At 71.2% G+C, this 24,979-nt stretch carries 20 protein-coding genes; 15 read left to right on the plus strand and 5 right to left on the minus strand.

Going from position 1 to position 24,979, the window contains the following annotated elements; all coding sequences use genetic code 11:
* Nucleotides 1-22: 22 nt before the first annotated feature.
* Nucleotides 23-1,462 carry a phytoene desaturase family protein gene (locus OG452_RS26830; protein WP_327298133.1) on the minus strand — a complete coding sequence of 480 codons (1,440 nt, stop codon included), beginning with the start codon at nucleotides 1,460-1,462 and terminating at the stop codon, nucleotides 23-25.
* Between the two features lie 434 nt (nucleotides 1,463-1,896).
* Between OG452_RS26830 and OG452_RS26835 the strand changes: the two genes are divergently transcribed.
* From OG452_RS26835 to OG452_RS26845, 3 genes are all read left to right on the plus strand, one after another.
* Nucleotides 1,897-2,556: an SAV_6107 family HEPN domain-containing protein gene (locus OG452_RS26835; RefSeq protein ID WP_327298134.1), complete on the plus strand. Its 660-nt coding sequence runs from the start codon at nucleotides 1,897-1,899 to the stop codon at nucleotides 2,554-2,556.
* A gap of 95 nt (nucleotides 2,557-2,651) precedes the next feature.
* Nucleotides 2,652-3,410 (plus strand): methyltransferase, encoded by a 759-nt coding sequence (locus tag OG452_RS26840; protein ID WP_327298135.1) that lies wholly within the window; start codon nucleotides 2,652-2,654, stop codon nucleotides 3,408-3,410.
* Between the two features lie 248 nt (nucleotides 3,411-3,658).
* On the plus strand, nucleotides 3,659-4,051 hold the full coding sequence (locus OG452_RS26845; protein ID WP_327298136.1) for a DUF3040 domain-containing protein: 393 nt from the start codon (nucleotides 3,659-3,661) through the stop codon (nucleotides 4,049-4,051).
* 218 nt (nucleotides 4,052-4,269) lie between these two features.
* On the opposite strand, the gene OG452_RS26850 is transcribed toward OG452_RS26845, so the two are convergent.
* From OG452_RS26850 to OG452_RS26865, 4 genes are all read right to left on the minus strand, one after another.
* Nucleotides 4,270-6,696, minus strand: a complete 2,427-nt coding sequence (locus tag OG452_RS26850; RefSeq protein ID WP_327298137.1) for a transglutaminase TgpA family protein — start codon at nucleotides 6,694-6,696, stop codon at nucleotides 4,270-4,272.
* Nucleotides 6,693-8,102, minus strand: a complete 1,410-nt coding sequence (locus OG452_RS26855) for a DUF58 domain-containing protein (RefSeq protein WP_327298138.1) — start codon at nucleotides 8,100-8,102, stop codon at nucleotides 6,693-6,695. Before OG452_RS26855 ends, OG452_RS26850 begins: the two co-directional genes overlap by 4 nt.
* Nucleotides 8,102-9,097, minus strand: a complete 996-nt coding sequence (locus OG452_RS26860; RefSeq protein ID WP_327298139.1) for an AAA family ATPase — start codon at nucleotides 9,095-9,097, stop codon at nucleotides 8,102-8,104. Before OG452_RS26860 ends, OG452_RS26855 begins: the two co-directional genes overlap by 1 nt.
* A 256-nt stretch (nucleotides 9,098-9,353) precedes the next feature.
* On the minus strand, nucleotides 9,354-9,935 hold the full coding sequence (locus OG452_RS26865) for a beta-class carbonic anhydrase (RefSeq protein WP_327298140.1): 582 nt from the start codon (nucleotides 9,933-9,935) through the stop codon (nucleotides 9,354-9,356).
* Nucleotides 9,936-10,391: 456 nt separating this feature from the next.
* On the opposite strand from OG452_RS26865, the gene rsmH reads away from it, so the two are divergent.
* The 12 genes from rsmH (at nucleotide 10,392) to pgeF (ending at nucleotide 24,978) form a co-directional block, all read left to right on the plus strand.
* Complete coding sequence (gene rsmH / locus OG452_RS26870; RefSeq protein WP_327298141.1) at nucleotides 10,392-11,348, plus strand: 16S rRNA (cytosine(1402)-N(4))-methyltransferase RsmH; 957 nt, start codon at nucleotides 10,392-10,394, stop codon at nucleotides 11,346-11,348.
* Nucleotides 11,345-11,857, plus strand: coding sequence for an FtsB family cell division protein (locus OG452_RS26875; protein ID WP_327298142.1), 513 nt, complete (start codon nucleotides 11,345-11,347; stop codon nucleotides 11,855-11,857). The genes rsmH and OG452_RS26875 overlap by 4 nt, the downstream gene beginning before the upstream one ends.
* A gap of 4 nt (nucleotides 11,858-11,861) precedes the next feature.
* On the plus strand, nucleotides 11,862-13,817 hold the full coding sequence (locus OG452_RS26880) for a peptidoglycan D,D-transpeptidase FtsI family protein (RefSeq protein ID WP_327298143.1): 1,956 nt from the start codon (nucleotides 11,862-11,864) through the stop codon (nucleotides 13,815-13,817).
* A 14-nt stretch (nucleotides 13,818-13,831) separates the two neighbouring features.
* Complete coding sequence (locus tag OG452_RS26885) at nucleotides 13,832-15,505, plus strand: UDP-N-acetylmuramoyl-L-alanyl-D-glutamate--2,6-diaminopimelate ligase (protein ID WP_327298144.1); 1,674 nt, start codon at nucleotides 13,832-13,834, stop codon at nucleotides 15,503-15,505.
* Nucleotides 15,506-15,509: 4 nt separating this feature from the next.
* Nucleotides 15,510-16,931 (plus strand): UDP-N-acetylmuramoyl-tripeptide--D-alanyl-D-alanine ligase, encoded by a 1,422-nt coding sequence (locus OG452_RS26890; RefSeq protein ID WP_327298145.1) that lies wholly within the window; start codon nucleotides 15,510-15,512, stop codon nucleotides 16,929-16,931.
* On the plus strand, nucleotides 16,928-17,998 hold the full coding sequence (gene mraY / locus OG452_RS26895) for a phospho-N-acetylmuramoyl-pentapeptide-transferase (RefSeq protein WP_266857918.1): 1,071 nt from the start codon (nucleotides 16,928-16,930) through the stop codon (nucleotides 17,996-17,998). The genes OG452_RS26890 and mraY overlap by 4 nt, the downstream gene beginning before the upstream one ends.
* A gap of 32 nt (nucleotides 17,999-18,030) precedes the next feature.
* Nucleotides 18,031-19,404 carry a UDP-N-acetylmuramoyl-L-alanine--D-glutamate ligase gene (murD, locus tag OG452_RS26900; RefSeq protein ID WP_327299795.1) on the plus strand — a complete coding sequence of 458 codons (1,374 nt, stop codon included), beginning with the start codon at nucleotides 18,031-18,033 and terminating at the stop codon, nucleotides 19,402-19,404.
* Nucleotides 19,405-19,480: 76 nt separating this feature from the next.
* Nucleotides 19,481-20,809 carry a putative lipid II flippase FtsW gene (ftsW, locus tag OG452_RS26905; RefSeq protein ID WP_327298146.1) on the plus strand — a complete coding sequence of 443 codons (1,329 nt, stop codon included), beginning with the start codon at nucleotides 19,481-19,483 and terminating at the stop codon, nucleotides 20,807-20,809.
* 6 nt (nucleotides 20,810-20,815) lie between these two features.
* Complete coding sequence (gene murG, locus OG452_RS26910; RefSeq protein WP_164264964.1) at nucleotides 20,816-21,910, plus strand: undecaprenyldiphospho-muramoylpentapeptide beta-N-acetylglucosaminyltransferase; 1,095 nt, start codon at nucleotides 20,816-20,818, stop codon at nucleotides 21,908-21,910.
* A 17-nt stretch (nucleotides 21,911-21,927) separates the two neighbouring features.
* Complete coding sequence (locus OG452_RS26915) at nucleotides 21,928-22,734, plus strand: cell division protein FtsQ/DivIB (RefSeq protein ID WP_327298147.1); 807 nt, start codon at nucleotides 21,928-21,930, stop codon at nucleotides 22,732-22,734.
* Between the two features lie 274 nt (nucleotides 22,735-23,008).
* Nucleotides 23,009-24,217: a cell division protein FtsZ gene (ftsZ, locus tag OG452_RS26920; RefSeq protein ID WP_327298148.1), complete on the plus strand. Its 1,209-nt coding sequence runs from the start codon at nucleotides 23,009-23,011 to the stop codon at nucleotides 24,215-24,217.
* Nucleotides 24,217-24,978 carry a peptidoglycan editing factor PgeF gene (pgeF, locus tag OG452_RS26925; protein ID WP_327298149.1) on the plus strand — a complete coding sequence of 254 codons (762 nt, stop codon included), beginning with the start codon at nucleotides 24,217-24,219 and terminating at the stop codon, nucleotides 24,976-24,978. Before ftsZ ends, pgeF begins: the two co-directional genes overlap by 1 nt.
* Nucleotide 24,979 lies beyond the last annotated feature (1 nt).

Here is a 24,979-nt window from a genome sequence, read left to right on the forward strand (position 1 = left end):
GGACGCGGTGACCCGGGGCGGCTCACTGCGAGCCGCGGAACCCCTCGCCCTCGACGATCAGCCCGGCGGCCAGCGCCCCGGACATGCCCGCGTGGGCGAGCCCGCCGCCGGGGTGCGACCAGCCGCCCGCCAGACAGAGGCCGGGCAGCGGTGACCGGTTGGGGGCGGGCAGCAGCTGTCCTCCCGCGCCGGCCAGGGCCGGCCCCGGCACCTCGGACGAACCGGTTTCCCGCAGCGTGTCGGCGGGGGTCCGTACTTCGCGCCACAGCACGCGCTCGCGCAGCCCGGGCACGGCCGCCTCCGCGGCGGCCACCACCCGGTCGGCGAACGCCGCGGCGTGCTCGCCGGTGGCCCACTCCTCCGCGCCGCCGACGGTCCCGTCGACGACCGGGACCGTGACCGTCAGCGTGAGGGCCTCGTGGCCCGGGCCGGGGACCAGCGCCGGATCGTCCGGGCGCAGCACCGTGACCATCGGCAGGGCGCTCTCCGTCCGGTGCACCACGGTCCGGTGGACGGCGTCCGCTTCCCGGCCCCCGCGCAGCGCGAGGCAGACCACGAACCGGCCGGTCCGCATGTCCGTCTCCCGGTGCGGCCGCCGCTGGACCGGAGGCAACGGGGCGCCCGCGACCACATGGTCGGCATCGATGACGCGCCCGTCGGCCAGCTGAAGACCGCAGGCCCGGCCGTCCTTCTCGCGTACGTCCGTGACCTCGGCCGAGAACACGAACTCGACCCTCCGCGCCAGGCACCGCTCGTACACCGCGTCCGCCAGCGCCCGCATCCCCCCGCGTACGTACCAGTTGCCGAAGGTCTGCTCCATGTACGGCAGGACGGCCGCCGACGCCGGCGCGGTCAGCGGATCGAAACCGTAGGACAGCGCATAGCTCGCCAGCAGGGCCGCCAGCCTCGGATCCCGCAGTTCCCTGCTGCCGATCCCGCCGAGCGTGGACGTGCTGCGGCGCAGCAGCCCGGTCCTGAGCGCCGGGTACGGATCGTGGCCGAGCGGGGCGGAATCGGCAGGCAGCGGCTCTTCGAGGAGCGGGCGCCTGGTCCTGTCCCAGGTCTCCCGCGCCCGGTCGAGGAACGCACCCCAGCGGGCGCCCGCCCCGCCGCCCAGCGCCGCGTCCAGGGCCGCGACGGTCCCGGCGCGTGAGGCGTTCGGCAGCAGGACGCCGGTCCCGTCGGCGAAGAGATGCCGGGACGCCGGGTCCACCTGCACGAGTTCCACGCACTGTTCCAGCGGTTCACGGCCCGTCTTCACGAACAAGTCGCGGTAGACGGCGGGCAGCTGGAGCAGTCCGGGCCCGGTGTCGAAGGCGAAGCCGTCGCGTGCGAAGCGGCCCACCGCCCCGCCGTGGGTCGCCGTACGTTCGTACACCGTCACCTGGTGGCCTGCCACAGCCAGCCGGGCGGCAGCCGCCATGGCGCCCATCCCGGCGCCGATCACCGCAATCCGTGCCATGGCAGGAACTTTATCGGTGCCCCTGCGCGCCCCCGTGGGGTACCGCACACACGTCTGAGTATCCGTACCTAGAGGCAGAGATGAGTAATTACGCGGATGGCCCCCCACCTGCGAAGACGGCAGAGTGTGGGGCACGGAAGGGGCGCAGCGCCGGCACTGCCGACACGGGGCGGCGGAACGGCGCGGCTCCCCTGACGAGTACGGAATGTACGGGGGAGTACAGCGGGGGAGTACGGGGGAAGCGCCGCCCGTCCCGGCCGGGAGACCGGACCGGGACGGGCGGCGTTCTTTCTCGGTGAAGTCCGCGAAGTCCGCGAAGTCCGTGGAGCCTGCGAAGTCTGTGAAGCCCCAGGTCAGAGCCGATTGTCAGTGGTAGCCCGCACGATGGGCACAGACGGCCACAGTGCCGTCACACGACGACAGGAGGTTCCGTCATGGCCAGCTCGAACGCCGCACCAGCGCACCGGCACCGTGTCACCGCCCCTGCCCCTTCACTTGTCCCCGCCCCCTCACTCGCCGCGTCGCCCGATCCGTCCCGCTCCGCCAAGCCCGCGTCACCGGCTCTCTTCACGCCCGCTTCCCCGGCCCCGCCCGCCGTGCCTCCGCAGGCCGGCCCCGCGAGCGACATCCACCCGGTCGCCCGGCGAACGACGGCGCCCGCTGCCGCACTCGACCTGCTGGCCCAGGCCCGTGCCGGACTGGACGAGGCCGCCGGTCTCGAAGCGCCCAACGAGCGGTACGCGACGGCCCACCTCGCCGCGCTGCGCACCGCTGCCGCGGTCCTCGCCTCGCGGGCCAGGCCCGAGGACGTCCCGCGCCGGAGGGCGGGCGGCGCCCGCCGGCGGAACGCCATCCGCACGGCCTGGGAGCTGCTGCCGGAGCTCGCACCCGAGCTGACCGAGTGGAGCGCCCTCTTCGCCTCCGGAGCCGGCCGCAGGGCCAGGGCCGAGGCAGGCATACCCGGCGCGGCGGGCAGCCGTGACGCCGACGATCTGCTGCGCGACGCGGCCATGTTCCTGCGCCTGGTCGAGCGGCTGCTGGTACTCCAGCCGGTGCTGCCGCAGCCCGGGGACGAGAGCCCCCAGGCGGGGTGACCAGGGGGACCTTCCCAAGGCAATAGGGTGGGAACCAGTCTTTGCTGTCTACGGCCCGCCGTCCGCGGCGGCACCGCGCCGAGGAGTCAACCGCCGTGTCGGACCAGCCGCGCCCCCGCGCCTCCCTTCGTACCGCCGTGGTGTGGGACGTACTCAAGGACGCCCTCGACAGCCGGGCCGAAGCGACCGGCCGGTCCGCCCTGGATGTGCTGGACACCGGCGGCGGCACCGGCAACTTCGCGGTGCCCGTCGCCCTCCTCGGTCACCGGGTCACCGTGGTGGACCCGAGCCCCAACGCGCTCTTCGGCCTGGAGCGCAGGGCCGCCGAGGCCGGGGTCGCGGACCGGGTGCACGGGGTGCAGGGCGATGTGCTCGGCCTGTTCGACGTGGTGGAGCGGGGCGGTTACGACGCGGTGCTCTGCCACGGCGTCCTCGAATACGTGGAGGACCCGGCCGAGGGCATCAGGAACGCCGTGGACGCGCTCCGCCCCTCCGGTGCGCTCAGCCTGCTCGCCGCCGGACTCGGCGGCGCCGTCCTGGCCCGGGCGCTGGCCGGGCACTTCAGCGAAGCCAGGCAGGCGCTGGCGGACCCGGCGGGGCGCTGGGGCGACGGCGACCCGGTGCCCCGGCGCTTCACCGCGGAACAGCTCACCGGACTGGTCGCCACGGCCGGTGTGCGGGTCGGCGCGGTGCACGGGGTCCGGGTCTTCGCCGACCTCGTTCCCGGGGTCCTGGTCGACACCGAGCCGGGGGCGCTGGAGGCCCTGCTGAAGCTGGAGGCGGCCGCGGCAGAGCTGCCCGCCTTCCACTCGGTCGCCACCCAGCTGCACGTCCTGGGCGAGAAGCAGGGCTGATCAGCAGTGCGGTCACGCACGTCCTGACACACAGGCCACCCATACGGGGGCTAGTCCCCGTATGATCGGGGTAACCATCCGGCATGACGGTCCGGCCGTCGGGGAATGCACGCCCCGGCAGCTGTGCCTGCATGGCGGCCCGGATGGTGAATTGGCGTAGAGGGCGGGTTTCACGGGGGCGAATCCCTGCCTATTCTGGAAGGGCCGCATCACGGTCGTACCCCGCGACCGACGAGTAGGAGGACTCCGTGCCGCTCTCGGAGCACGAGCAGCGCATGCTCGAGCAGATGGAGCGAGCGCTGTACGCCGAAGATCCCAAGTTCGCGACAGCGCTTGAGGGAAGCGGGCTGCGTACGTACACCCGTCGCCGGGTGTACCAGGCGATCGCTGGCTTTCTGGTGGGTATCGCCCTCCTCATGGCAGGAATGGTCGCTCGGCAGATCTGGATCAGTGTGGTGGGGTTCCTCGTCATGCTCGGCTGCGCGCTGCTCGCGATCACCGGATGGCGCAAAGCGCCCAAGCCCGGCGAACAGCAACAGGCCGGAGCCGCGGCCCCGGGCCGGCCGGCCAGGAGACACCGTTCGGTGATGAACCGCATCGAGGAGCGGTGGCAGCGTCGCCGCGACGAACAGGGCCACTGACCCGGACTGTCACCTATGAATCAGCAACTGAGGGGCGACCGCCCGGAAGCCGGAAGCGGTCGCCCCTCAGCCATGACATACGCCGACCAGGGCATACGCCGGCCATGACATATGCTAGTCGTGACATGCCGGTCATGCGCAGGTACATACGTCAGTTGCGGCATATGCCCGCAGTGTTGCGGCCGACCCGGCCGGCCCCACCAGCCCCTGAGCGCGGCTCAGCCGCGCTGCCGGGAGGGCCGCAGATTTGCCAGCCACCGGTCCAGCCCCGCACGGCGGCGGCCCCAGCGGTCCGCCGCACGTTCCCGGCGCCGGGAGATCTCCCACACCACCCGTACGGACGAGGGCGGCGCCAGCACCGCACGGACCCGTGCCATCCGGCCCGCACCGGTCCGCAGCGCGGCCCGGACCAGCAGGACATCGTCGGTGAGACCGCTCACCTCACCGGCGCGGGGCGCGTACAGCACCTGCTCCACCGCGTGCGCGGCCCGGTGCACCGCGTCGGCGGCCGGACCCGCCAGCCTGCCCTCCCGTACAATCCGGTCGGCCGACTTGCGCGGGGTCAGCGAGTCGTCGGGCTGGACCCCGTAGTCCCACGCCGAATCGGTGATCTCCCGCCAGGCCGACAGCATCCGCTCCGCTGCCGGCGCTCCGGCAGACCCGGGGCCCCGCCCGCCGGACCCCAGCCGCCGGGCCCGCGCCCTGGTCCGCCAGAGCATCGGCAGCAGGAGCAGCAGGGCCACCAACAGCACCGCCGCCCCCAGGCCCACCTTCGTGGCCAGGCCGGTTCCCCGGCCGGCCGGCGGCACTCCGCCGCTCTGGGCCGCTGCCCCGCACCCGCTGAGCTTGCGCAGCTGCGGCGGACAGGCGGACGTCGCGGACGGGGTCGCATCCGGAGCCGACGATGACGTGGACTCCGGCTGCGCCGGAGAGGCCGGACCGCCGGACGAGGTGTCGGCCTGGGTGTAGGAGGGCACGGACCCACGGGTGGGAGTCGGCTCGAAGCGCGTCCAGCCAACCCCCTCGAAATACAGCTCGGGCCAGGCGTGCGCGTCGCGCAGCCCGACCGACATCGTGCCGTCAGGCTGTGAGGTGCCCGGGGTGAAGCCCACCGCGACCCTGGCCGGGATGTGCAGCGTCCTGGCCATCGCCGCCATCGTGAAGGCGAAATGGACGCAGAAGCCCTGCTTCTGCTTCAGGAAACGCGCGATGGCGTCGGTACCGGTGCCCGACTGCACCTGAGTGTCATAGGTGAAGCCGCCCTCCGACGCGAACCAGTCCTGCAGTCTGACCGCACGCTGGTAGTCGTTCGTGGCACCCTCCGTCACCTGCTCCGCCGTGGACTTCACCACGCCGGGCAGCGAGCCCGGCACTTCCGTGTACTCCCGCAGCAGCGCGGCGGGCGGCGGCGGGGCAGAGGCCAGCTGCTCCGGCGTCGGCTGGACGACCAGGCTGTCCACGCCGTACTCCACACCGCGGGTGGTCTGACCGCGGTCGCCGACGAGTGTCCGGCCGGTCGGCTCGAAGCGCCAGCGGCCCTTGATGTCCACCTTCGTCGCCGGGTAGGGGAGCGGCAGCCAGTTCTGGGCGTACCAGCCGGCCGCCGAGATATTGGTCCTGACCTCGGTGGTGCCCACATCGGAGCCGAGCCCCTCCGGTCTCGGCAGTTCCTTCGGAACGTCCTTGATCCGGCGCTCCGACGACTTCCACGCGGTGCCGTCGAACCGGTCGAGCGAGACGATCCGCAGATACATCCCGTCGGTGTCGGCCGCGTTGGTGCGGTAGCGCAGCACCTCGCGGTCGTCGGACTGGGTGAGGCTGTTCTGCAACGAGACCAGCGGGTTGACCGCGGAGATGGTCCCGCCGCCGCTCCCCGGGCCGGTGCCCGCGCCCGCACCTCCGAGCAGCCCGGTGTCCATCGCGGGCAGCGCGGCCGGGACCACCAGGGCGAACCCCAGCGCGGCCATCCCGATGCGACGCCCGGTGCGGACCGGCGCCGACGGGCCGCCCGTACCTTTCGCGGAACCGGCTCCTCCGCTCCCGCCCGGCGAGCCGCCGAACACGCGTCCCCACTGGGAGAGCCTCTCCTTGCTCTCGGCCAGCAGGAGCAGCAGATAGCCGGACGCGGCGAGCAGGAACCACAGCCAGGCCGCGCTGTTCTGCGAGATGCCGGCCGCCACCGAGTACAGCGCGAGCAGCGGCAGTCCGGCCGGCGCGGAGCTGCGGAACGTCACCGCCAGCGCGTCCACCAGCAGCCCGACCAGCAGCACCCCGCCGAACAGCATCAGCCGGATGCTCGCGGTCGTCGGCGCCGGTATGGAGTACTGCCCGATGTCGTCGGCGCCCGTCCGTAGCATTGCGCCGAAGTGCTCCACGGCCTCCGGGCCCGGCACGATGCCGCCCAGCGCCTGGCCGCGCGCGAAGACCACCGTCAGCATCAGCAGCGCGGTCACGGCCTGCGCAGCCACCGTCAGCGGCCGCGCCAGCGGAACGCGCCGCGCCAGTATGCCCACGCCGCTCTGTACGGCGAGCAGGAGTGCGGCCTCAATGATCCAGGTGACGGGCTGGACCAGCGGCAGCAGCGCGCACGCGGCCAGCATCGTGGCCACATAGCCACACAGCGCCAGTCTCGCCCGGCCGCTCATGACCGCCCCCCTGTACCTGTGCTGCTGCTCGCGCCCGTGCCGCTGCCCGGGCCAGTACCTGTCGCCGCTGTGCCGCCGTACCAGGACGCCGGGCCCGTACTGCCGCGCTGCTGCCCCGCCTGCTGCCACAGCTCGGTGAGCACCGCCCCGGGCCTGACCTCCAGCGCGGTCCAGCCCGCGTCCCGCAGCAGCCGCAGCGTCCGGGCGCCGCGCCCCGCCGCCTCGCCATGCACCCAGGCGTCGCTGTTCAGTACGAAGGCGACGGCGGCCCCGCTGCGCTGCCGCATCCGGGCCGCGACCGCGGCCTGCTCCTCGTCCAGAGCGCCGAAGAACGCGATCAGCAGTCCTTCGTTCCCGCCGCGCAGCACGTCGTAGGGGCGGGAGAGACCGGTCCCGTCGGAGTGTCCGACCTCGGCGAGTGTGTCCATCATCAGCCCGGCCGAGTCGGCGGACTCCTGGGTGGCGCCGGCGAATCCCCCCGAGCCCTCGCCCGGCACCGAGCTGCCCGTGTCCGTCAGCAGCCGCACCGAGAAGCCCCGTTCGAGTACGTGCACCAGCGCCGACGCCGCCCCCGACACGGCCCATTCGAAGGCCGAGTCCGGCCCCGCGCCCTGATAGGCGTTCCGGCGGGTGTCGAGCAGCACCGTGCAGCGGGCCCGCTGCGGCTGCTCCTCGCGGCGCACCATCAGCTCGCCGTAGCGGGCCGTGGAGCGCCAGTGCACCCGGCGCAGATCATCGCCGTGCCGGTAGCCGCGCGGGATCACGTCGTCCTCGCCGGCCAGCGCGAGCGAGCGCTGTCTGCCGTCTCCGTACCCGGCCGCCTCACCGGTCAGCCGGACCGGTGGCAGCCGCTCGGTCCTGGGAATCACGGTCAGGGTGTCGTGCGCGCTGAACGCCCTGGTCAGCTCGCACATCCCGAACGGGTCGGTGAGCCGCAGCTGGAGCGGGCCCAGCGGATACCGCCCGCGCAGATCGGAGCGGACCCGGTACGACACCTCGCGCCGCCCGCCCGCCTCCACCCGGTCCAGGACGAAACGGGGCCGCGGCCCCAGTACGTAAGGCACGCGGTCCTGGAGCATCAGCAGCCCCGTGGGCAGCCGCGAGACGTTGTCCATCCGCAGACGGACGCGGGCCTCGGACCCGGCCGGCACCCGGGCGGGGGAGAGCCGCCTGCTGGCCGCGACGCGGTACCGGGTACGGAACAGCACGGCCACGCACACCAGCGGCAGCACGGCGAGCAGCAGTCCCACCCGCAGCAGATCGCTCTGGCCCAGGACATAAGCGCAGACCGCCGCGGCGACACCCGCCGCGATGAACGAGCGGCCCCGTGTGGTCAGCCCCGACAGCGCGGTCCGCAGCCCGCCGTTGTCCTCGTCGGCGGCGGCCGGAGCACCCCCGACTGCCATCACAGCCGCCGGGCGCCGGGCTGCTGGTTGTTGTACGCGGGGACGGGGGTCCGCTGGAGGATCTCCAGGACGACCTGCTCCGCGGTACGGCGGTTCAACTGGGCCTGGGCCGTGGGCAGCAGCCGGTGGGCGAGCACCGCGACGGCCAGCGCCTGGACGTCGTCGGGCAGCGCGTACTCCCGCCCGCTCAGCGCGGCCGACGCCTTGGCCGCCCGCAGCAGATGCAGGGTGGCGCGCGGTGAAGCGCCGAGTCTGAGATCCGGATGGCTGCGGGTGGCCGTCACCAGCTGCACGGCGTACCGGCGTACCGCGTCGGCGACATGCACCGCGCGCACCGCGTCGATGAGCTTCAGGATCTCGTGGGCGTGCGCCACCGGCTGGAGGTCGTCGAGCGGTGAGACACCGCCGTGCACGTCGAGCATCCGGAGCTCGGCCTCGGGGCTGGGATAGCCGATGGAGACCCGCGCCATGAACCGGTCGCGCTGCGCCTCGGGGAGCGGGTAGGTGCCCTCCATCTCCACCGGGTTCTGCGTGGCCACCACCATGAACGGGCCCGGCAGTTCGTACGCCTTCCCGTCGATGGTGACCTGGCGCTCCTCCATCGATTCGAGGAGCGCCGACTGGGTCTTCGGCGAGGCGCGGTTGATCTCGTCGCCGATCACGATCTGCGCGAAGATCGCACCGGGCTTGAACTCGAATTCGCGCCGCTGCTGGTCGAAGATCGAGACACCGGTGATGTCCGAAGGCAGCAGGTCGGGCGTGAACTGGATACGCCGTACCGAGCAGTCGATGCTGCGGGCCAGCGCCTTGGCCAGCATGGTCTTGCCGACGCCCGGCACATCCTCGATGAGGAGATGTCCCTCGGCGAGCAGCACGGTCAGCGAAAGCCGTACGACCTCGGGCTTGCCCTCGATCACACCCTCAACCGACCCACGGATGCGCTCCGCCGTGGTCGTCAGATCTGTGAGGCTCGCTCGATCGTCATAGGTCGTCACCCGGCCCTCCTCGGCCCTACTCCCGCGCTCCTGAGAAGCAGGGGATACCCCATCCACGGGCCGGGGCACTGCGTACGGCCCGGCCCAACCCCGAACAGCGTGCGCCCCGCCCGGAGGGATCCGGACGAGGTGCCGCCCTCGCATTGTTGTTGCCGTTACCGCTTCGTGTCACTCGCCTGTGGATAAGTGGGCGGGATATGTCGCAGGTTGCCGCGATTTCGTCCTGCTCCGTGGGTGCGAACGGCAGCCCGGGAACTCACCCCTCAGGGTTCCGGCCGGCCGGGTCGATCTCCCGCAGCAGCCCCGCCCGTACGTCGAAGACGAAGCCCCGGACATCGTCGGTGTGCAGCAGGAACGGCGAGGTCCGCACCCGCTGCATCGACTGGCGTACGTCCTGGTCAGCATCGCGGAAGGACTCCACGGCCCAGGCCGGACGCTGCCCCACCTCTTCCTCCAGCTCGGTCCGGAAGTCCTCGGTGAGGCTCTCCATGCCGCAGCTGGTGTGGTGGATCAGGACCACGCTCCGGGTGCCCAGGGCGCGCTGGCTGATGGTCAGGGACCGGATGACGTCGTCGGTCACCACACCGCCCGCGTTGCGGATCGTGTGGCAGTCACCGAGTTCGAGCCCGAGGGCGCCGTACAGATCGAGCCTCGCGTCCATACACGCGACCACCGCCACCTGGAGCACGGGGCGGGCGTCCATGCCGGGGTCCTCGAACGCCTCGGCATACTTGCGGTTGGACTCGACGAGCCGGTCGGTCACCGTGCCGCCGTCACGTACGGCCAGGTGCGGGTGGGACGGGGTGGGCTCTGCGGGAGAGTGCGCAGCAGTCGACATGTGTATGACGGTAGCCGCCGCTGATCGAACGGTCCTGCAAGGGGTCGGAAAAAAAGTGTCAACACGGACTGCTGTGACCTAATCCACAGCTTCGGCGACCAGTACCCCGTCCGGGTGAAAACCGGGGTCCGCGGCGCGCTGGGTGGTTGATTGACCGGGGGGACGAGTGGACTAAAGTGGCGCGAAGTGGGAGGCGTGAGCGTCGTCACGTGCTGCACAGGCGCACTCCTCACGGTCACTCACCTCAGACACATCCACCCCAGACGCATTTGCCGCATTTGCCACATCTACTCGACGGACACATCCCGCACACCCGCGCATGCGCGGCGTACGTACGGCCCGGCCCTCTCCCGTTCGCCGGCCGGCCGACGCCCTTCCCGGCGCCGGCGGGCCGTCCCCTTCCGAGCGGGCGGGGACCCGGCAGTACGTCCGGCCGCGCCGTACCTGAGAGGGCGCATGAGCCAGTCCCGACATGTCCCGGTGATGCTCCAGCGATGCCTGGACCTGTTGGCCCCGGCGCTCGCCCAGCCGGGAGCGGTCGTCGTCGACTGCACCCTCGGCCTCGGCGGCCACAGCGAGGCGCTGCTTTCGACCTTCCCGGCGGCCCGGCTGGTCGCACTCGACCGAGACAAGGAAGCCCTGCGGCTCTCCGGCGAGCGGCTCGCCCCGTTCGGCGACCGGGCCACCCTGGTGCACGCCGTCTACGACGAACTGCCCGAGGTCCTGGACCGGCTGGGCGTCCCGCGCGTGCAGGGAGTCCTCTTCGACCTCGGGGTGTCGTCGATGCAACTGGACGAGGCTGACCGCGGATTCGCCTACGCCCAGGACGCCCCGCTCGACATGCGGATGGACCAGACGACCGGCGTGAGCGCGGCCGAGGTGCTCAACACCTATCCGCCCGGCGAACTGGTCCGGATCCTGCGCGCGTACGGCGAGGAGAAGCAGGCGAAGCGGATCGTTTCCGCTGTCGTACGGGAGCGGGAGAGGGAACCGTTCACCAACAGCGCCCGGCTGGTCGAGCTGATCCGCGACTCACTGCCGCAGGCCGCCAAGCGCACCGGCGGCAATCCCGCCAAGCGCACCTTCCAGGCCCTGCGCATCGAGGTCAACGGCGAACTCACCGTGCTGGAGCGGGCCGTCCCGGCAGCCGTGAAGTCCCTCGCCGTGGGCGGGCGTATCGCCGTTCTCTCGTACCACTCGCTTGAGGACCGGCTGGTCAAACAGGTCTTCGCGGCAGGCGCGGCCAACACGGCGCCGGCCGGCCTGCCGGTGGTGCCCGAGCGCTACCAGCCGCGGCTCAAACTCCTCACCCGCGGTGCGGAACTCCCTGCGGAGGAGGAGGTCGCGGACAACCGGCGCGCGGCGCCCGCCCGGCTGCGGGGTGCGCAGCGCATCCGTGAGGAGGCCCTGTGAGCAAGCCGCCCCGACAGCTGAAGGGCCGTGCCGCGCGGCTCGCCGCTCTGCTGCCCGCCGGGCCCGGCAGAGCGGCCCGGATGCCCTTCGTACTGCTGGTCGTCGTGCTGCTCGGCGGCGGTCTGATCACGCTCCTGCTGCTCAACTCGGCACTGAACGCAGGTTCCTTCAAGCTCAGCAAGGACCAGAAGCAGATCACCGAGCTGACGGACGAGGAACAGGCACTGCAGCGGGACGTCGACGGGCGCTCAGCACCCGGGGCGCTGGAGAAACGGGCCCGCGAACTCGGCATGGTGCCGGGCGGCGGCCCCGCCTTCCTCGGCCCGGACGGCAAGGTCCTGGGTGAGGCTGCCGAGTCCACCGCGCAGCCCGCACCGCCGCCCCCGGCCACGCCCAAGCCGTCCGCCACCCCTTCGGTACCGGCCGCGACCCCCTCGGGCGGCGCCCCCTCCGCGCCGTCCGCGTCGGCAGGCACGACAGCAGAGCCGACCCTTACCCCCGGCAGGTGACGCAGTGCCGTCCAAGGAACCCCCGCGCCGCCGCGTACCGGGCCCCGCACGTCCGGCGCGGCCCGCCGCACGGAGAAGCGCACGCCCGGCGCAGCGCAGCCCGCGCCCCGCGCGCCAGGCCCGGACGCTGCGGCTCGGCAGCCCGCGCCCCCGGCTGCGGCTCGTCAGCCTCGCCCTGGCTCTCGTGATGGCGGTCTTCGTCGTACGGCTGCTCCAGGTCCAGGCCATCGACGCGAGCGCCTACACGGCCAAGGCGGACAAGAACCGCTATCTGAGCCACACCCTGACCGCCGAGCGCGGGGAGATCACCGACCGCAGCGGCGTGGCCCTGGCTGCCAGCGTCGACGCGTACGACATCACGGCCGACCCCACGATGTTCAGCCGGGCCCAGAGCCACGCGACCGACGCACCCGAGCAGGCGGGCGCGCTGCTCGCACCGATTCTCGGTGAGGACGCCGAGGCGATCGCGCGGAAACTCCGGACGCCCGACACCCGTTACGTACTGCTGGCGAGCCGGCAGACCCCACAGGTCTGGAACCAGATCAAGGACCTGAAGAACGTCTTCGCGCAGAAGGCGTCCGCGGACAAGGCCAAGGGCGGCAAGGGCGCGAACGTGATGGCCGGGGTCTTCCAGGAGCCGAGCACCAAACGCGTGTACCCGAACGGCGATCTCGCCGCCGGGGTGCTCGGCTGGGTCAACTCGGCAGGCCAGGGCGCAGGCGGCCTGGAGTCCTCGCTGAACAAGGAACTGGCGGGCAGGAACGGCAAGATCACCTATGCCCAGTCGGGGGGCCGTACGGTACCGACCGCCGGGGCCAGCGAGAAGCCGGCCGTCCCGGGCTCGGATGTCGAACTGACCCTGGACCGCGACATCCAGTGGGCCGCGCAGAGCGCGATCGCCGCCCAGGTGAAGGAGTCCAAGGCCGACCGCGGCTATGTGGTGGTGCAGGACACCAGGAGCGGTCAGGTCCTGGCCATGGCGGACGCGCCCGGCTTCGACCCCAACGACCTGACCCACGCGGACCCCTCCGCACTCGGCAACGCCGCGGTCCAGGACGCCTTCGAGCCCGGCTCCACCAGCAAGATCATGTCCATGGCCGCGATCATCCAGCAGGGGGTGGCCACCCCGACGACCCATGTGACCGTCCCCAACCGGCTGCACCGCGGGGACCGGCTCTTCAAGGACGACGTCGACCACGACACCTGGTCGCTGACGCTCAACGGCGTACTGGCCAAGTCCAGCAACATCGGCACCATCGAGGCCGCGGGCCAGCTCGGCAGGACGCAGCCCGAGGCCAACAGGGTCCTCTACTCCTATCTGCGCAAGTTCGGCATCGGGAGCCCGACCGGGATCGGCTTCCCCGGCGAGACGTCGGGGATCCTGGCCAAGCCGCAGGACTGGTCGACGTCCCAGCAGTACACGATCCCCTTCGGGCAGGGGCTCTCGCTCAGCGCGCTGCAGGCGGCCTCCGTGTACTCCACGATCGCGAACGGCGGTGTACGTGTGCAGCCCTCGCTGATCAGCGGCACCAAGGGCCCCGACGGCCGCTTCACCCCGTCCCCGGCGCCCAGGAAGAGCCGGGTCGTGAGCGAGCAGACGGCGAAGACGGTCTCCCGGATGCTGGAGTCGGTCGTCAGCGACGTGGAGGGCACCGGCATCTCCGCCCGTATCCCCGGCTACCGGGTCGCGGGCAAGACGGGAACGGCCAACCGGGTGGACCCGAAGACGGGCCGCTACAGCGGATACACCGCCTCCTTCGCGGGCTTCGCCCCCGCCGACAACCCCCGGGTCACCGTCTACTGCGCCATCCAGAACCCCACCAGCGGAAGCCACTTCGGCGGCTCGACCTGCGGCCCCGTCTACAAGAAAGTCATGGAGTTCGCCCTCAAGACCCTCCAGACCCCGCCGACCGGCCAGAAGGCCGACCCATTGCCGGTCACCTTCGGCCCCCACCAGTGACTCAGGAACCCTCAGTGACGACCATCACCCCGGAGCCGGGGAACCGGAACACCGCCGGACCCTCACTTCGCGGGGAGCCCGGTGCGCCCGGTACGCTCACCGCCGTGCCACACGCTGATCAGTACCAAATCGCCCAGAAAGACCTTTCTGTGACCTATCCGGGAGCACCCCGTCCGGCCGAGGTCCGACCGACCCCTCTGGGGGATCTGGCAGGACGACTGGGCATCGCGTCACCGGGCGACGCCGAGGTCACCGGCATCACCCACGACTCACGGGCGGTGCGTCCCGGAGACCTGTACGCCGCACTCCCCGGCGCCCGGCTGCACGGCGCCGACTTCGTCGAGCAGGCGGCCGGGCTGGGAGCCGCCGCGGTACTCACGGACCCCACGGGCACCGAACGGGCGGGGGCCACCGGGCTCCCCGTGCTGACCGTCCCCGACCCGCGGGCCGTCATGGGCCAGCTGGCCGCGGACATCTACGGCCACCCCGGCCACGACCTGCTCCAGATCGGCATCACCGGCACATCGGGCAAGACCACCACCGCCTATCTGGTCGAGGGCGGCATCCGGGCGGCCGGGCACCTCAGCGGCCTCATCGGCACGGTCGAGATGCGGATCGGCGACGAGCGCATCAAGTCCGAGCGCACCACCCCCGAAGCCACCGATCTCCAGGCGCTGTTCGCGGTCATGCGCGAGCGCGGGGTCGATACCGTAGCCATGGAGGTCTCCAGCCACGCGCTGGTGCTCGGCCGCGTCGACGCCTGCGTCTTCGACGTCGCCGTCTTCAACAACCTCAGCCCGGAGCACATGGAGTTCCACTCCGGGATGGAGGACTACTTCCAGGCCAAGGCGCAGCTGTTCACCCCGCTGCGCAGCAAGGTCGGTGTCGTCAACTACGACGACGAGTACGGCCGCAGGCTCGTCGACGAGGCGACCGTCCCCATCATCACCTTCTCCGCCGAGGGGCACCCGGACGCCGACTGGCGGGCCGAGGACGTCGAAGTCGCCCTGTTCACCAGCACCTTCACCGCCGTCGGCCCGCAGGGGCAGCGCATCGCCGCCACCTCGCCGCTGGCCGGCCCCTTCAACGTGGCCAACACCCTCGCCGCGATCGTCACCCTCGCCGTAGCCGGCACCGACCCGCAGACCGCGGCCGACGGCATCGCTGCCGTCCCCGGGGTACCGGGCCGGCTGGAGCGGGTGGACGCCGGACAGCCGTATCTCGCCGTTGTCGACTACGCGCACAAGACGGACGCCGTCGAGTCGGTACTGCGCGCCCTGCGCAAGGTCACCGAGGGCCGCCTGCACATCGTGCTCGGCTGCGGCGGTGACCGCGACCAGACCAAACGCGGCCCGATGGGCGCGGCGGCAGCCCGCCTCGCCGACACCGCCGTACTGACCTCCGACAACCCGCGCGGCGAGGACCCCCTCGCGATCCTCGCCGCGATGATCGCCGGAGCCGCCGAGGTCCCGGTGCACGAGCGCGGCGACGTGCTGATCGACTCCGACCGCGCGGCGGCCATCGCCGCGGCCGTGGCCCGAGCCCGCCCCGGGGACACCGTGCTGGTCGCAGGCAAGGGCCATGAGCAGGGCCAGGACATCGCCGGAGTGGTACGCCCCTTCGACGACCGACAGGTCCTCCGCGCAGCAATCGAGCGCGCAGCAATCGAGAACAACAGTCAGGGATGACCAAGTGATCGCCCTTTCCCTCACCGAGATCGCCGACATCATCGGCGGGCAGCCGCACGACATACCGGATCCGTCCATCCAGGTCACCGGTCCTGTCGTCACCGACTCCCGCGCGGTGCGGCCCGGCAGTCTCTTCGTCGCGTTCGCCGGTGAGCGCGTCGACGGCCACGACTACGCGCGGAGCGCCGTCGAAGCGGGAGCGGTGGCCGTTCTGGCGACCCGGCCCGTCGGCGCACCGGCCATCGTGGTGCCCGACGTGACCGCCGCGCTCGGAAGGCTCGCGCGTACCGTCGTGGAGCGCCTGGGTACCGAAGTCGTCGCACTCACCGGCTCCGCCGGCAAGACGTCGACCAAGGACCTGATCGCCCAGCTCCTGGAGCGCAAGGGCCCGACGGTCTACCCGGAAGGCAATCTGAACAACGAGATCGGCCTGCCGCTCACCGCGCTGCGGGCCGACGCGAACACCCGTTACCTGGTCCTCGAAATGGGCGCGCGCTACATCGGCGACATCCGCTACCTCACCGGCCTGGTGCCGCCGAAGACCGGTCTCGTCCTCAACGTCGGGACCGCGCACATCGGGGAGTTCGGCGGACGCGAGCAGATCGCGCAGGCCAAGGGCGAGATGGTCGAGTCGCTTCCGGAGCACGGCGTCGCCGTGCTCAACGCCGACGACCCGCTCGTACGGGCCATGTCATCCCGGACCAGAGCACGCCTGCTGCTCTTCGGAGAGGCGGATGAAGCGGACGTACGTGCCGAGAAGGTCCGCCTGACCGACACCGGACAGCCCGCGTTTACGCTGCACACACCCACCGGGTGCAGCGAGGTGACCTTGCGCCTGTACGGTGAGCACCACGTGTCGAACGCGCTCGCCGCGGCCGCCGTCGCACATGAGTTGGGCATGTCCGCTGACGAGATCGCAACGGCGCTCTCCGAAGCTGGCACGCTCTCCCGCTGGCGCATGGAGGTCACCGAGCGTCCGGACGGTGTGACGGTTGTCAACGACGCCTACAACGCGAACCCCGAATCCATGCGAGCCGCGCTGCGTGCGCTGGCGGCCATGGGCAAGGCCTCACAGGCAAGGGGGGGACGTACGTGGGCGGTGCTCGGTGAGATGGCCGAGCTCGGAGACGAGTCACTCGCCGAGCACGACGCGGTCGGACGGCTGGCTGTCCGGCTCAACGTGAGCAAGCTCGTGGCAGTCGGGGGCAGGGAAGCGTCCTGGCTGCAACTGGGCGCCTATAACGAGGGTTCGTGGGGTGAGGAGTCGGTGCACGTGTCCGACGCGCAGGCGGCCGTCGACCTGTTGCGCAGTGAACTGCGTGAGGGAGACGTCGTGCTGGTGAAGGCGTCCAGGTCGGTGGGGTTGGAGCAGGTGGCGAACGCCCTGCTCGAAGGTGGTACCGAGGGCGAGGTCGCCGCCCGATGAAGCAGATTCTCTTCTCGGGAGTCATCGGACTCTTCCTGACCCTGGTCGGCACACCGCTGCTGATCAAGCTCCTTGCCCGCAAGGGGTACGGGCAGTTCATCCGGGACGACGGACCGCGCGGCCACCACGGCAAGCGCGGTACGCCGACCATGGGTGGTATCGCCTTCATCCTGGCCACGATCATCGCGTACCTCGCCACCAAGCTGATCACCGGCGATCCGATGACGTTCTCGGGTGTGCTGGTGCTCTTCCTGATGGCGGGGATGGGTCTGGTCGGGTTCCTTGACGACTACATCAAGATCGTCAAGCAGCGCTCGCTGGGTCTGCGGGCCAAGGCGAAGATGGCCGGCCAGCTGATCGTCGGCATCGCGTTCGCCGTCCTGGCCCTGATGTTCAAGGACTCGCGCGGTTACACGCCGGCTTCCACGAAGCTCTCCTTCGTCTCGGACTTCGGCTGGTCGATCGGACCGGTCCTCTTCGTCGTCTGGGCGCTGTTCATGATCCTGGCCATGTCGAACGGGGTGAACCTCACCGACGGCCTCGACGGCCTCGCCACCGGTGCCTCCGTGATGGTCTTCGGCGCGTACACCTTCATCGGTGTCTGGCAGTTCCAGGAGTCCTGCGCCAACGCGGCGACCCTGACCAACCCCAGCGCCTGTTTCGAGGTCAGAGACCCACTCGACCTGGCAGTCGTCGCATCGGCTCTGATGGGCGCCTGCTTCGGCTTCCTGTGGTGGAACACGTCGCCCGCCAAGATCTTCATGGGCGACACCGGGTCGCTGGCACTGGGCGGCGCGCTCGCCGGGCTCGCCATCTGCTCCCGCACCGAGTTCCTGATGGCCATCCTCGGCGGCCTCTTCGTCCTGATCACCATGTCCGTCGTGATCCAGGTCGGTTCGTTCAAGATGACCGGCAAGCGAGTCTTCAAGATGGCGCCACTCCAGCACCACTTCGAACTCAAGGGGTGGTCCGAAGTCCTTGTCGTGGTCCGCTTCTGGATCATCCAGGGCATGTGCGTGATCGTCGGCCTCGGGCTCTTCTACGCGGGCTGGGCGGCCGCCAAGTGATCTGGCAGGGCAAGCGCGTCACCGTCGCGGGCATGGGCGTCTCCGGGCTTCCGGCGGCGCGCGCCCTGCACGGCCTCGGCGCCGAGGTCACCGTCGTCAACGAGGGCGCCGACGACCGCGCCCGCGCCCAGGCCGCCGAACTCACCGCGCTGGGCGTCACGGTGCGCCTCGGCGACGCGACGACCCTGCCGGACGGCACCGAACTGGTGGTCACCGCCCCCGGCTGGCGGCCGGACAAGCCGCTCTTCCTGGCGGCGGCCGAAGCGGGCGTGCCGGTCTGGGGCGACGTCGAACTCGCCTGGCGGCTGCGGCGTCCGGGCGCCGCCCCCTGGCTCGCGGTCACCGGCACCAACGGCAAGACCACGACCGTACGGATGCTCGCCTCGATCCTGCGTGCCGCCGGGCTGCGCACCGAGGCCGTCGGCAACATCGGCGTCTCGCTCCTGGACGCCGTCCTCGGCGACGAGGAGTACGACGTACTGGCCGTGGAGCTCTCCAGCTACCAGCTGCACTGGGCGCCCAGCCTGCGCGTCCACTCGGCGGCCGTGCTCAACCTGGCCCCCGACCACCTCGACTGGCACGGCTCGATGGCGGCGTACGCGGCCGACAAGGGCCGGGTCTACGAGGGCAACACCGTCGCCTGCGTCTACAACGCCGCGGACCCCGCCACCGAGGAACTCGTCCGCGCCGCCGACGTGGAGGAGGGCTGCCGGGCCATCGGCTTCACCCTCGGCACGCCTGGCCCCTCGCAGCTCGGCGTGGTCGACGGGATCCTGGTCGACCGCGCCTTCGTGGCCGACCGCCAGAAGCAGGCCCAGGAGCTGGCCGAGGTCGGCGACGTCAACCCGCCGGCCCCGCACAACATCGCCAACGCCCTCGCGGCGGCGGCGCTGGCCCGCGCTTACGGAGTGGCGCCGGCCGCCGTACGCGACGGACTCCGCGCTTTCCGGCCGGATCCGCACCGCATCGAGAAGGTGGCCGACGTCGCGGGTGTCGCGTACGTCGACGACTCCAAGGCCACCAACACCCATGCCACCGAGGCCTCCCTGGCCGCCTATGACCCGATCGTCTGGATCGCGGGCGGTCTCGCCAAGGGCGCGGTCTTCGACGACCTGGTCGGCGGGGCGGCGAAGCGGCTGCGGGGCGTCGTGCTGATCGGCGCCGAGCGGGCGCTCATCGCCGAAGCCCTGGCGCGACACGCCCCGGAAGTACCGGTGGTCGACCTCGACCGGACCGACACTGGGGCCATGTCGGCGGCGGTCCGGGAGGCGGCACGGCTCGCCCGGCCGGGCGACACGGTCCTGCTGGCTCCGGCCTGTGCCTCCATGGACATGTTCGCCAACTACAACAAGCGTGGTGAGGCATTCGCCGACGCTGTACGCGAGTTGGCCGCCGAGAGCGGCTAGGAGCATGTCTCCTGGCCGGCCGTACGGCCCCGCGCCGGGACCCGGCAGCAGCCGGGCACGAGTGGAGGGGACAGGCATGCCGGTCAACGACAGAGGCGGGCGTGGTGGTACGGGTACGGTGCGCCGCCCGGCCGCGGTCCGGCGCGGCTCCGCACCGCGCGGCGCGGGCGGCAGCCAGCTGCGCCGCACCTACGAGCAGGCGCGGAGCGCCCTGGACCGGCCTCTGACGGCCTACTACCTGCTGGCGGGGTCCGCGCTCCTGATCACGGTGCTGGGCCTGGTGATGGTCTACTCCGCCTCGATGATCAAGGCGCTGGAGATCTCCGAACCCGGCTCGTTCTTCTTCCGTAAACAGCTTCTCGCCGCGGTACTCGGCGGCGCTCTCGCGTTCATCGCGACCCGGATGCCCGTGAAGCTGCACCGGGCCTTCGCCTACCCGCTGCTCGCGGGCACCGTCTTCCTGATGGTCCTCGTCCAGGTGCCGGGGATAGGGCGTTCGGTCAACGGCAACCAGAACTGGATCTCGCTGGGCGGGCCCTTCATGCTCCAGCCGAGCGAGTTCGGCAAGCTCGCCCTGATCCTTTGGGGCGCCGACCTGCTCGCCCGCAAGCAGGAGAAGAAGCTGCTCACGCAGTGGAAGCACATGCTCGTACCGCTCGTCCCGGTCGCCTTCATGCTGCTCGGGCTGATCATGCTCGGCGGCGACATGGGCACGGCGATCATCCTCACCGCGATCCTCTTCGGGCTGCTGTGGCTCGCGGGAGCGCCCACCCGGATGTTCGCGACGGTGCTCGGTATCGCGGCGTTCATGGCTTTCCTGCTGATCGAGACCAGCCCGAACCGGATGGGCAGGCTCGCCTGCATCGGCGCCACCGACCCGGGCCCGCAGGACCAGTGCTGGCAGGCGGTGCACGGAATCTACGCCCTGGCGTCCGGCGGCTGGTTCGGATCCGGACTGGGTGCGAGCGTGGAGAAATGGGGCCAACTCCCCGAGCCGCACACCGACTTCATCTTCGCCGTCACCGGGGAGGAACTGGGTCTTGCGGGGACTCTGTCGGTGCTCGGCCTCTTCGCGGCTCTAGGCTATGCGGGTATCCGCGTGGCCGGACGCACGGAGGACCCCTTCGTGAGGTACGCAGCGGGAGGTGTGACCACCTGGATCACGGTCCAGTCCGTGATCAACATCGGTGCGGTGCTCGGTCTGCTGCCGATCGCCGGTGTCCCGCTCCCGCTGTTCTCCTACGGAGGCTCCGCCCTGCTGCCGACCATGTTCGCCGTCGGGCTGCTGATCGCCTTTGCGCGGTCGGACCCCGCAGCGAGAACGGCTCTGGCCTTGCGGAGGCCCGGGGTGAGATGGAAGTCGATGAGACGGCGCGCCAAGAAGCGTCCGTCCGGAGAGCGGTGAATTTCGGTGCATGTCGTACTCGCCGGCGGGGGGACCGCCGGCCACATCGAGCCGGCGCTCGCCCTGGCGGATGCCCTGCGCAGGCAGGACCCGGCCGTGGGCATCACGGCCCTCGGCACGGAGCGCGGACTCGAAACCCGCCTCGTTCCCGAACGAGGCTACGAGTTGGGGCTCATCCCCGCCGTACCGCTGCCCCGCAGACCCACCCCTGAGCTGATCACCGTCCCCGGACGGCTGCGCGGGACGATCAAGGCCGCCGAGCAGATCCTGGAGCGGACCAAGGCCGACTGCGTCGTCGGCTTCGGCGGCTACGTGGCGCTGCCCGGCTATCTCGCGGCCAAGCGGCTCGGGGTGCCGATCATCGTCCACGAGGCCAACGCCAGGCCGGGGCTCGCCAACAAGATCGGCTCCCGCTACGCGGCCGCCGTGGCCGTCTCCACCCCGGACAGCAAGCTCCGCGGCGCCCGCTACATCGGCATCCCGCTGCGCCGTACCATCGCCGTCCTCGACCGGGCCAGGGTCCGCCCCGAGGCGCGTGCCGCCTTCGGGCTCGACCCCAACCTGCCGACGCTGCTGGTCTCCGGCGGCTCACAGGGGGCACGCCGCCTCAACGAGGTGGTCCAGCAGGTTGCCCCGGTGCTGCAGCGCTCCGGGATCCAGATCCTGCACGTGGTCGGCCCGAAGAACGAACTGCCGCGTGTCGACAACATGCCCGGAATGCCGCCCTACCTCCCGGTACCGTACGTGGACCGGATGGACCTCGCGTACGCCGCGGCCGACATGATGCTCTGCCGCGCGGGCGCGATGACCGTGGCCGAACTCTCCGCAGTCGGGCTGCCCGCCGCCTATGTGCCGTTGCCGATCGGGAACGGCGAACAGCGGCTCAACGCCCAGCCGGTGGTCAACGCGGGCGGCGGCCTGCTGGTGGACGACGCCCAGCTGACCCCCGAGTGGGTGCAGGGCAACGTCCTGCCGGTTCTCGCCGATCCGCACCGGCTGTTCGAGATGTCCCGCGCCGCCGCCGAGTTCGGCCGCCGGGACGCCGACGACCTGCTCGTCGGCATGGTGTACGAGGCGATTGCGGCGCGCCACCAGGCGTGACGCGCGAAGGAGCGAGCGTGGCCGGACCGACGACCGCACAGCGCGGTGAGCGCAATCCAGCGGCGGAGTCCGGCCGCGGCCGCTCCGGAGAGCAGGGGAAGCTCCCCGGCCGTCTCCGGCCGCGCGGCAGACGGCTGGTGATCCTGGTGCTTGCCGTCGTGCTGCTTCTGCTGGGCGGCGGCATTTGGGCGCTCTACGGCTCTTCCTGGCTGCGGGTGGAGCATATTCGGACCACGGGGATGCGGGTTCTGACCAGGGACCAGGTGGAGTCGGCCGCGGCCGTTCCGATCGGCGATCCGTTGATTTCCGTCGATACGGATGCGATGGAGAACCGGCTCCGGAAGAAATTGCCCCGAATCGACTCGGTGGTTGTCACCCGTTCATGGCCGCACGGCATCAGCTTGAAAGTGACCGAGCGAAAGCCGGTACTGCTCATGAAGTCGGGCGGTAACTTCACCGAAGTGGACGCGAAGGGCGTGCGTTTCGCCACAGTGGAAAGCGCCCCTGGCGGAGCCCCGGTCCTCGAATTGACGGCCGGTCAGTCACCGAGCCTCCGTCGCTTCGGCGCGGACCGGCTGCGGGTCGAGGCGGTCCGGGTGGCCGGTGAACTTCCGTCCGCTGTCGCCCGGGAAACCCTTTTCGTCCGGGTCAGTTCATATGACTCCATCTCGCTGGAGCTGACCGGGCACCGCTCGGTCGCCTGGGGGAGCAGCGAGTTCGGCCCGGCTAAGGCGCGCGCGCTCACGGCGCTCATGAAAGCGGCGCCCAAGGCGGCGCACTTCGATGTGAGCGCCCCCACCGCCCCGGCGGCGTCAGGGAGTTGACGCACGTCCTTGCTGGCCAGCACCCTGGTTGGTCAGCGCAACGGCTGATCACATAGGGTGAAAAGAAAAACGGGAGGTTCGGCGTGTTCATTGAACGTGCGCCACTTGTCGACTTAGTGTCCTGTTCGGAGAGTCCAAGGAGCAGACACACTGGTAACCCTCAACTTCACAGTTAGGGTTCGGGTCGGCGTTCGGACCGTCCCATCGGCATCCGTCGTCGCGACGCGGCAAGCGCGCAGCGACGACACGTAACTCGAGGCGAGAGGCCTTCGACGTGGCAGCACCGCAGAACTACCTCGCAGTCATCAAGGTCATCGGTGTCGGCGGCGGTGGTGTCAATGCCATCAACCGAATGATCGAGGTCGGCCTCAAGGGCGTCGAGTTCATCGCGATCAACACCGACGCACAGGCCCTGTTGATGAGCGACGCCGACGTCAAGCTCGACGTCGGCCGTGAACTGACCCGCGGCCTCGGCGCCGGGGCCAACCCGGCAGTCGGGCGCAAGGCGGCAGAGGACCACCGTGAGGAGATCGAGGAGGTCCTCAAGGGGGCCGACATGGTCTTCGTCACCGCGGGCGAAGGCGGCGGCACCGGCACCGGCGGCGCACCCGTCGTCGCCAACATCGCCCGTTCGCTGGGCGCACTCACCATCGGCGTGGTCACCCGCCCTTTCACCTTCGAGGGCCGGCGCCGCGCCAATCAGGCGGAGGACGGCATCGCCGAACTCCGCGAAGAGGTCGACACCCTCATCGTCATCCCCAACGACCGCCTGCTGTCCATCTCGGACCGCCAGGTCAGCGTCCTCGACGCGTTCAAGTCCGCGGACCAGGTCCTGCTGTCGGGTGTCCAGGGCATCACCGACCTGATCACCACGCCGGGCCTGATCAACCTCGACTTCGCGGACGTCAAGTCCGTGATGTCCGAGGCCGGATCGGCGCTCATGGGGATCGGCTCGGCCCGCGGCGACGACCGCGCGGTGGCCGCGGCCGAGATGGCGATCTCCTCGCCACTGCTCGAAGCGTCCATCGACGGCGCGCGCGGAGTGCTGCTCTCGATCTCCGGCGGTTCGGACCTCGGTCTCTTCGAGATCAACGAGGCCGCACAGCTGGTCAGCGAGGCCGCCCACCCCGAGGCCAACATCATCTTCGGCGCCGTCATCGATGACGCGCTCGGTGACGAGGTACGCGTGACGGTCATCGCGGCGGGCTTCGACGGCGGACAGCCGCCCACCCGCCGGGAGAGCGCCAGCGGTTCCGGCTCCGCCAAGCGCGAGGAGCCCATTCCGGTACGGGCCACCGAGGCACCCCGTTCGCTCGGCGGTCTCGGTGCGGTCACCCAGCGCGAGGAGACGCCGGTACCGGCCGAGACGGAGCGTGTGAACGAGGCCCCGGCAGCACCGGTCGCCTCGCCGCAGGTCCCGCCGGCCCGTCCGTACCAGGACAGCCAGGCCGAAGAGCTGGACGTACCGGACTTCTTGAAGTGATGCGGCGTCCCATAACCGCGTACGACATCGCGATGTCCACGAACGGCGCGCACTTCGCTTTCACCGACAGGTGGGGCGGGGTGAGCGCCGTTCCGTACGAGGAGCTCAATCTCGGCGGGGCGGTCGGCGACGATCCGGCCGCAGTCGTGACGAACCGTGAACTCGCGGCGCGCTCGCTGGGCATCGACCCGGCGCAGGTCGTCTGGATGAACCAGGTGCACGGGCGCGAGGTCGCCGTGGTCGACGGCCCCTGGGCGGCGAAACTCGGGGACGGTGCGGAAATCCCCGCCATCGACGCCGTCGTGACAACCCGCCGGGGGGTGCCGCTGGCGGTGCTCACCGCCGACTGCGTCCCCGTACTGCTCGCCGACCCGGTCGCAGGGGTGGTGGCCGCGGCTCACGCGGGCCGTCCCGGGCTGGTCGCCGGGGTGGTCCCCGCCGCGGTCGGTGCGATGGTCTCGCTCGGCGCCGACCCCGCACGGATCACGGCCCGCACCGGCCCCGCTGTCTGCGGCCGCTGCTACGAAGTGCCCGCCGGTATGCGGGCCGAGGTCGCAAGGACCGTTCCCGAAGCCTGGTCGGAGACGAGCTGGTCCACACCGGCGGTCGATGTCACCGCCGGGGTGCTCGCTCAGCTGTCGGCGCTCGGCGTCGTGGACCGGCAGCACTCGCCGGTCTGCACCCTCGAATCGGCCGACCACTTCTCCTACCGTCGCGACCGCACCACTGGGCGGCTCGCCGGATATGTCTGGCTGGACTGAT

The organism is Streptomyces sp. NBC_01197 (assembly GCF_036010505.1).
Lineage (GTDB): Bacteria > Actinomycetota > Actinomycetes > Streptomycetales > Streptomycetaceae > Streptomyces.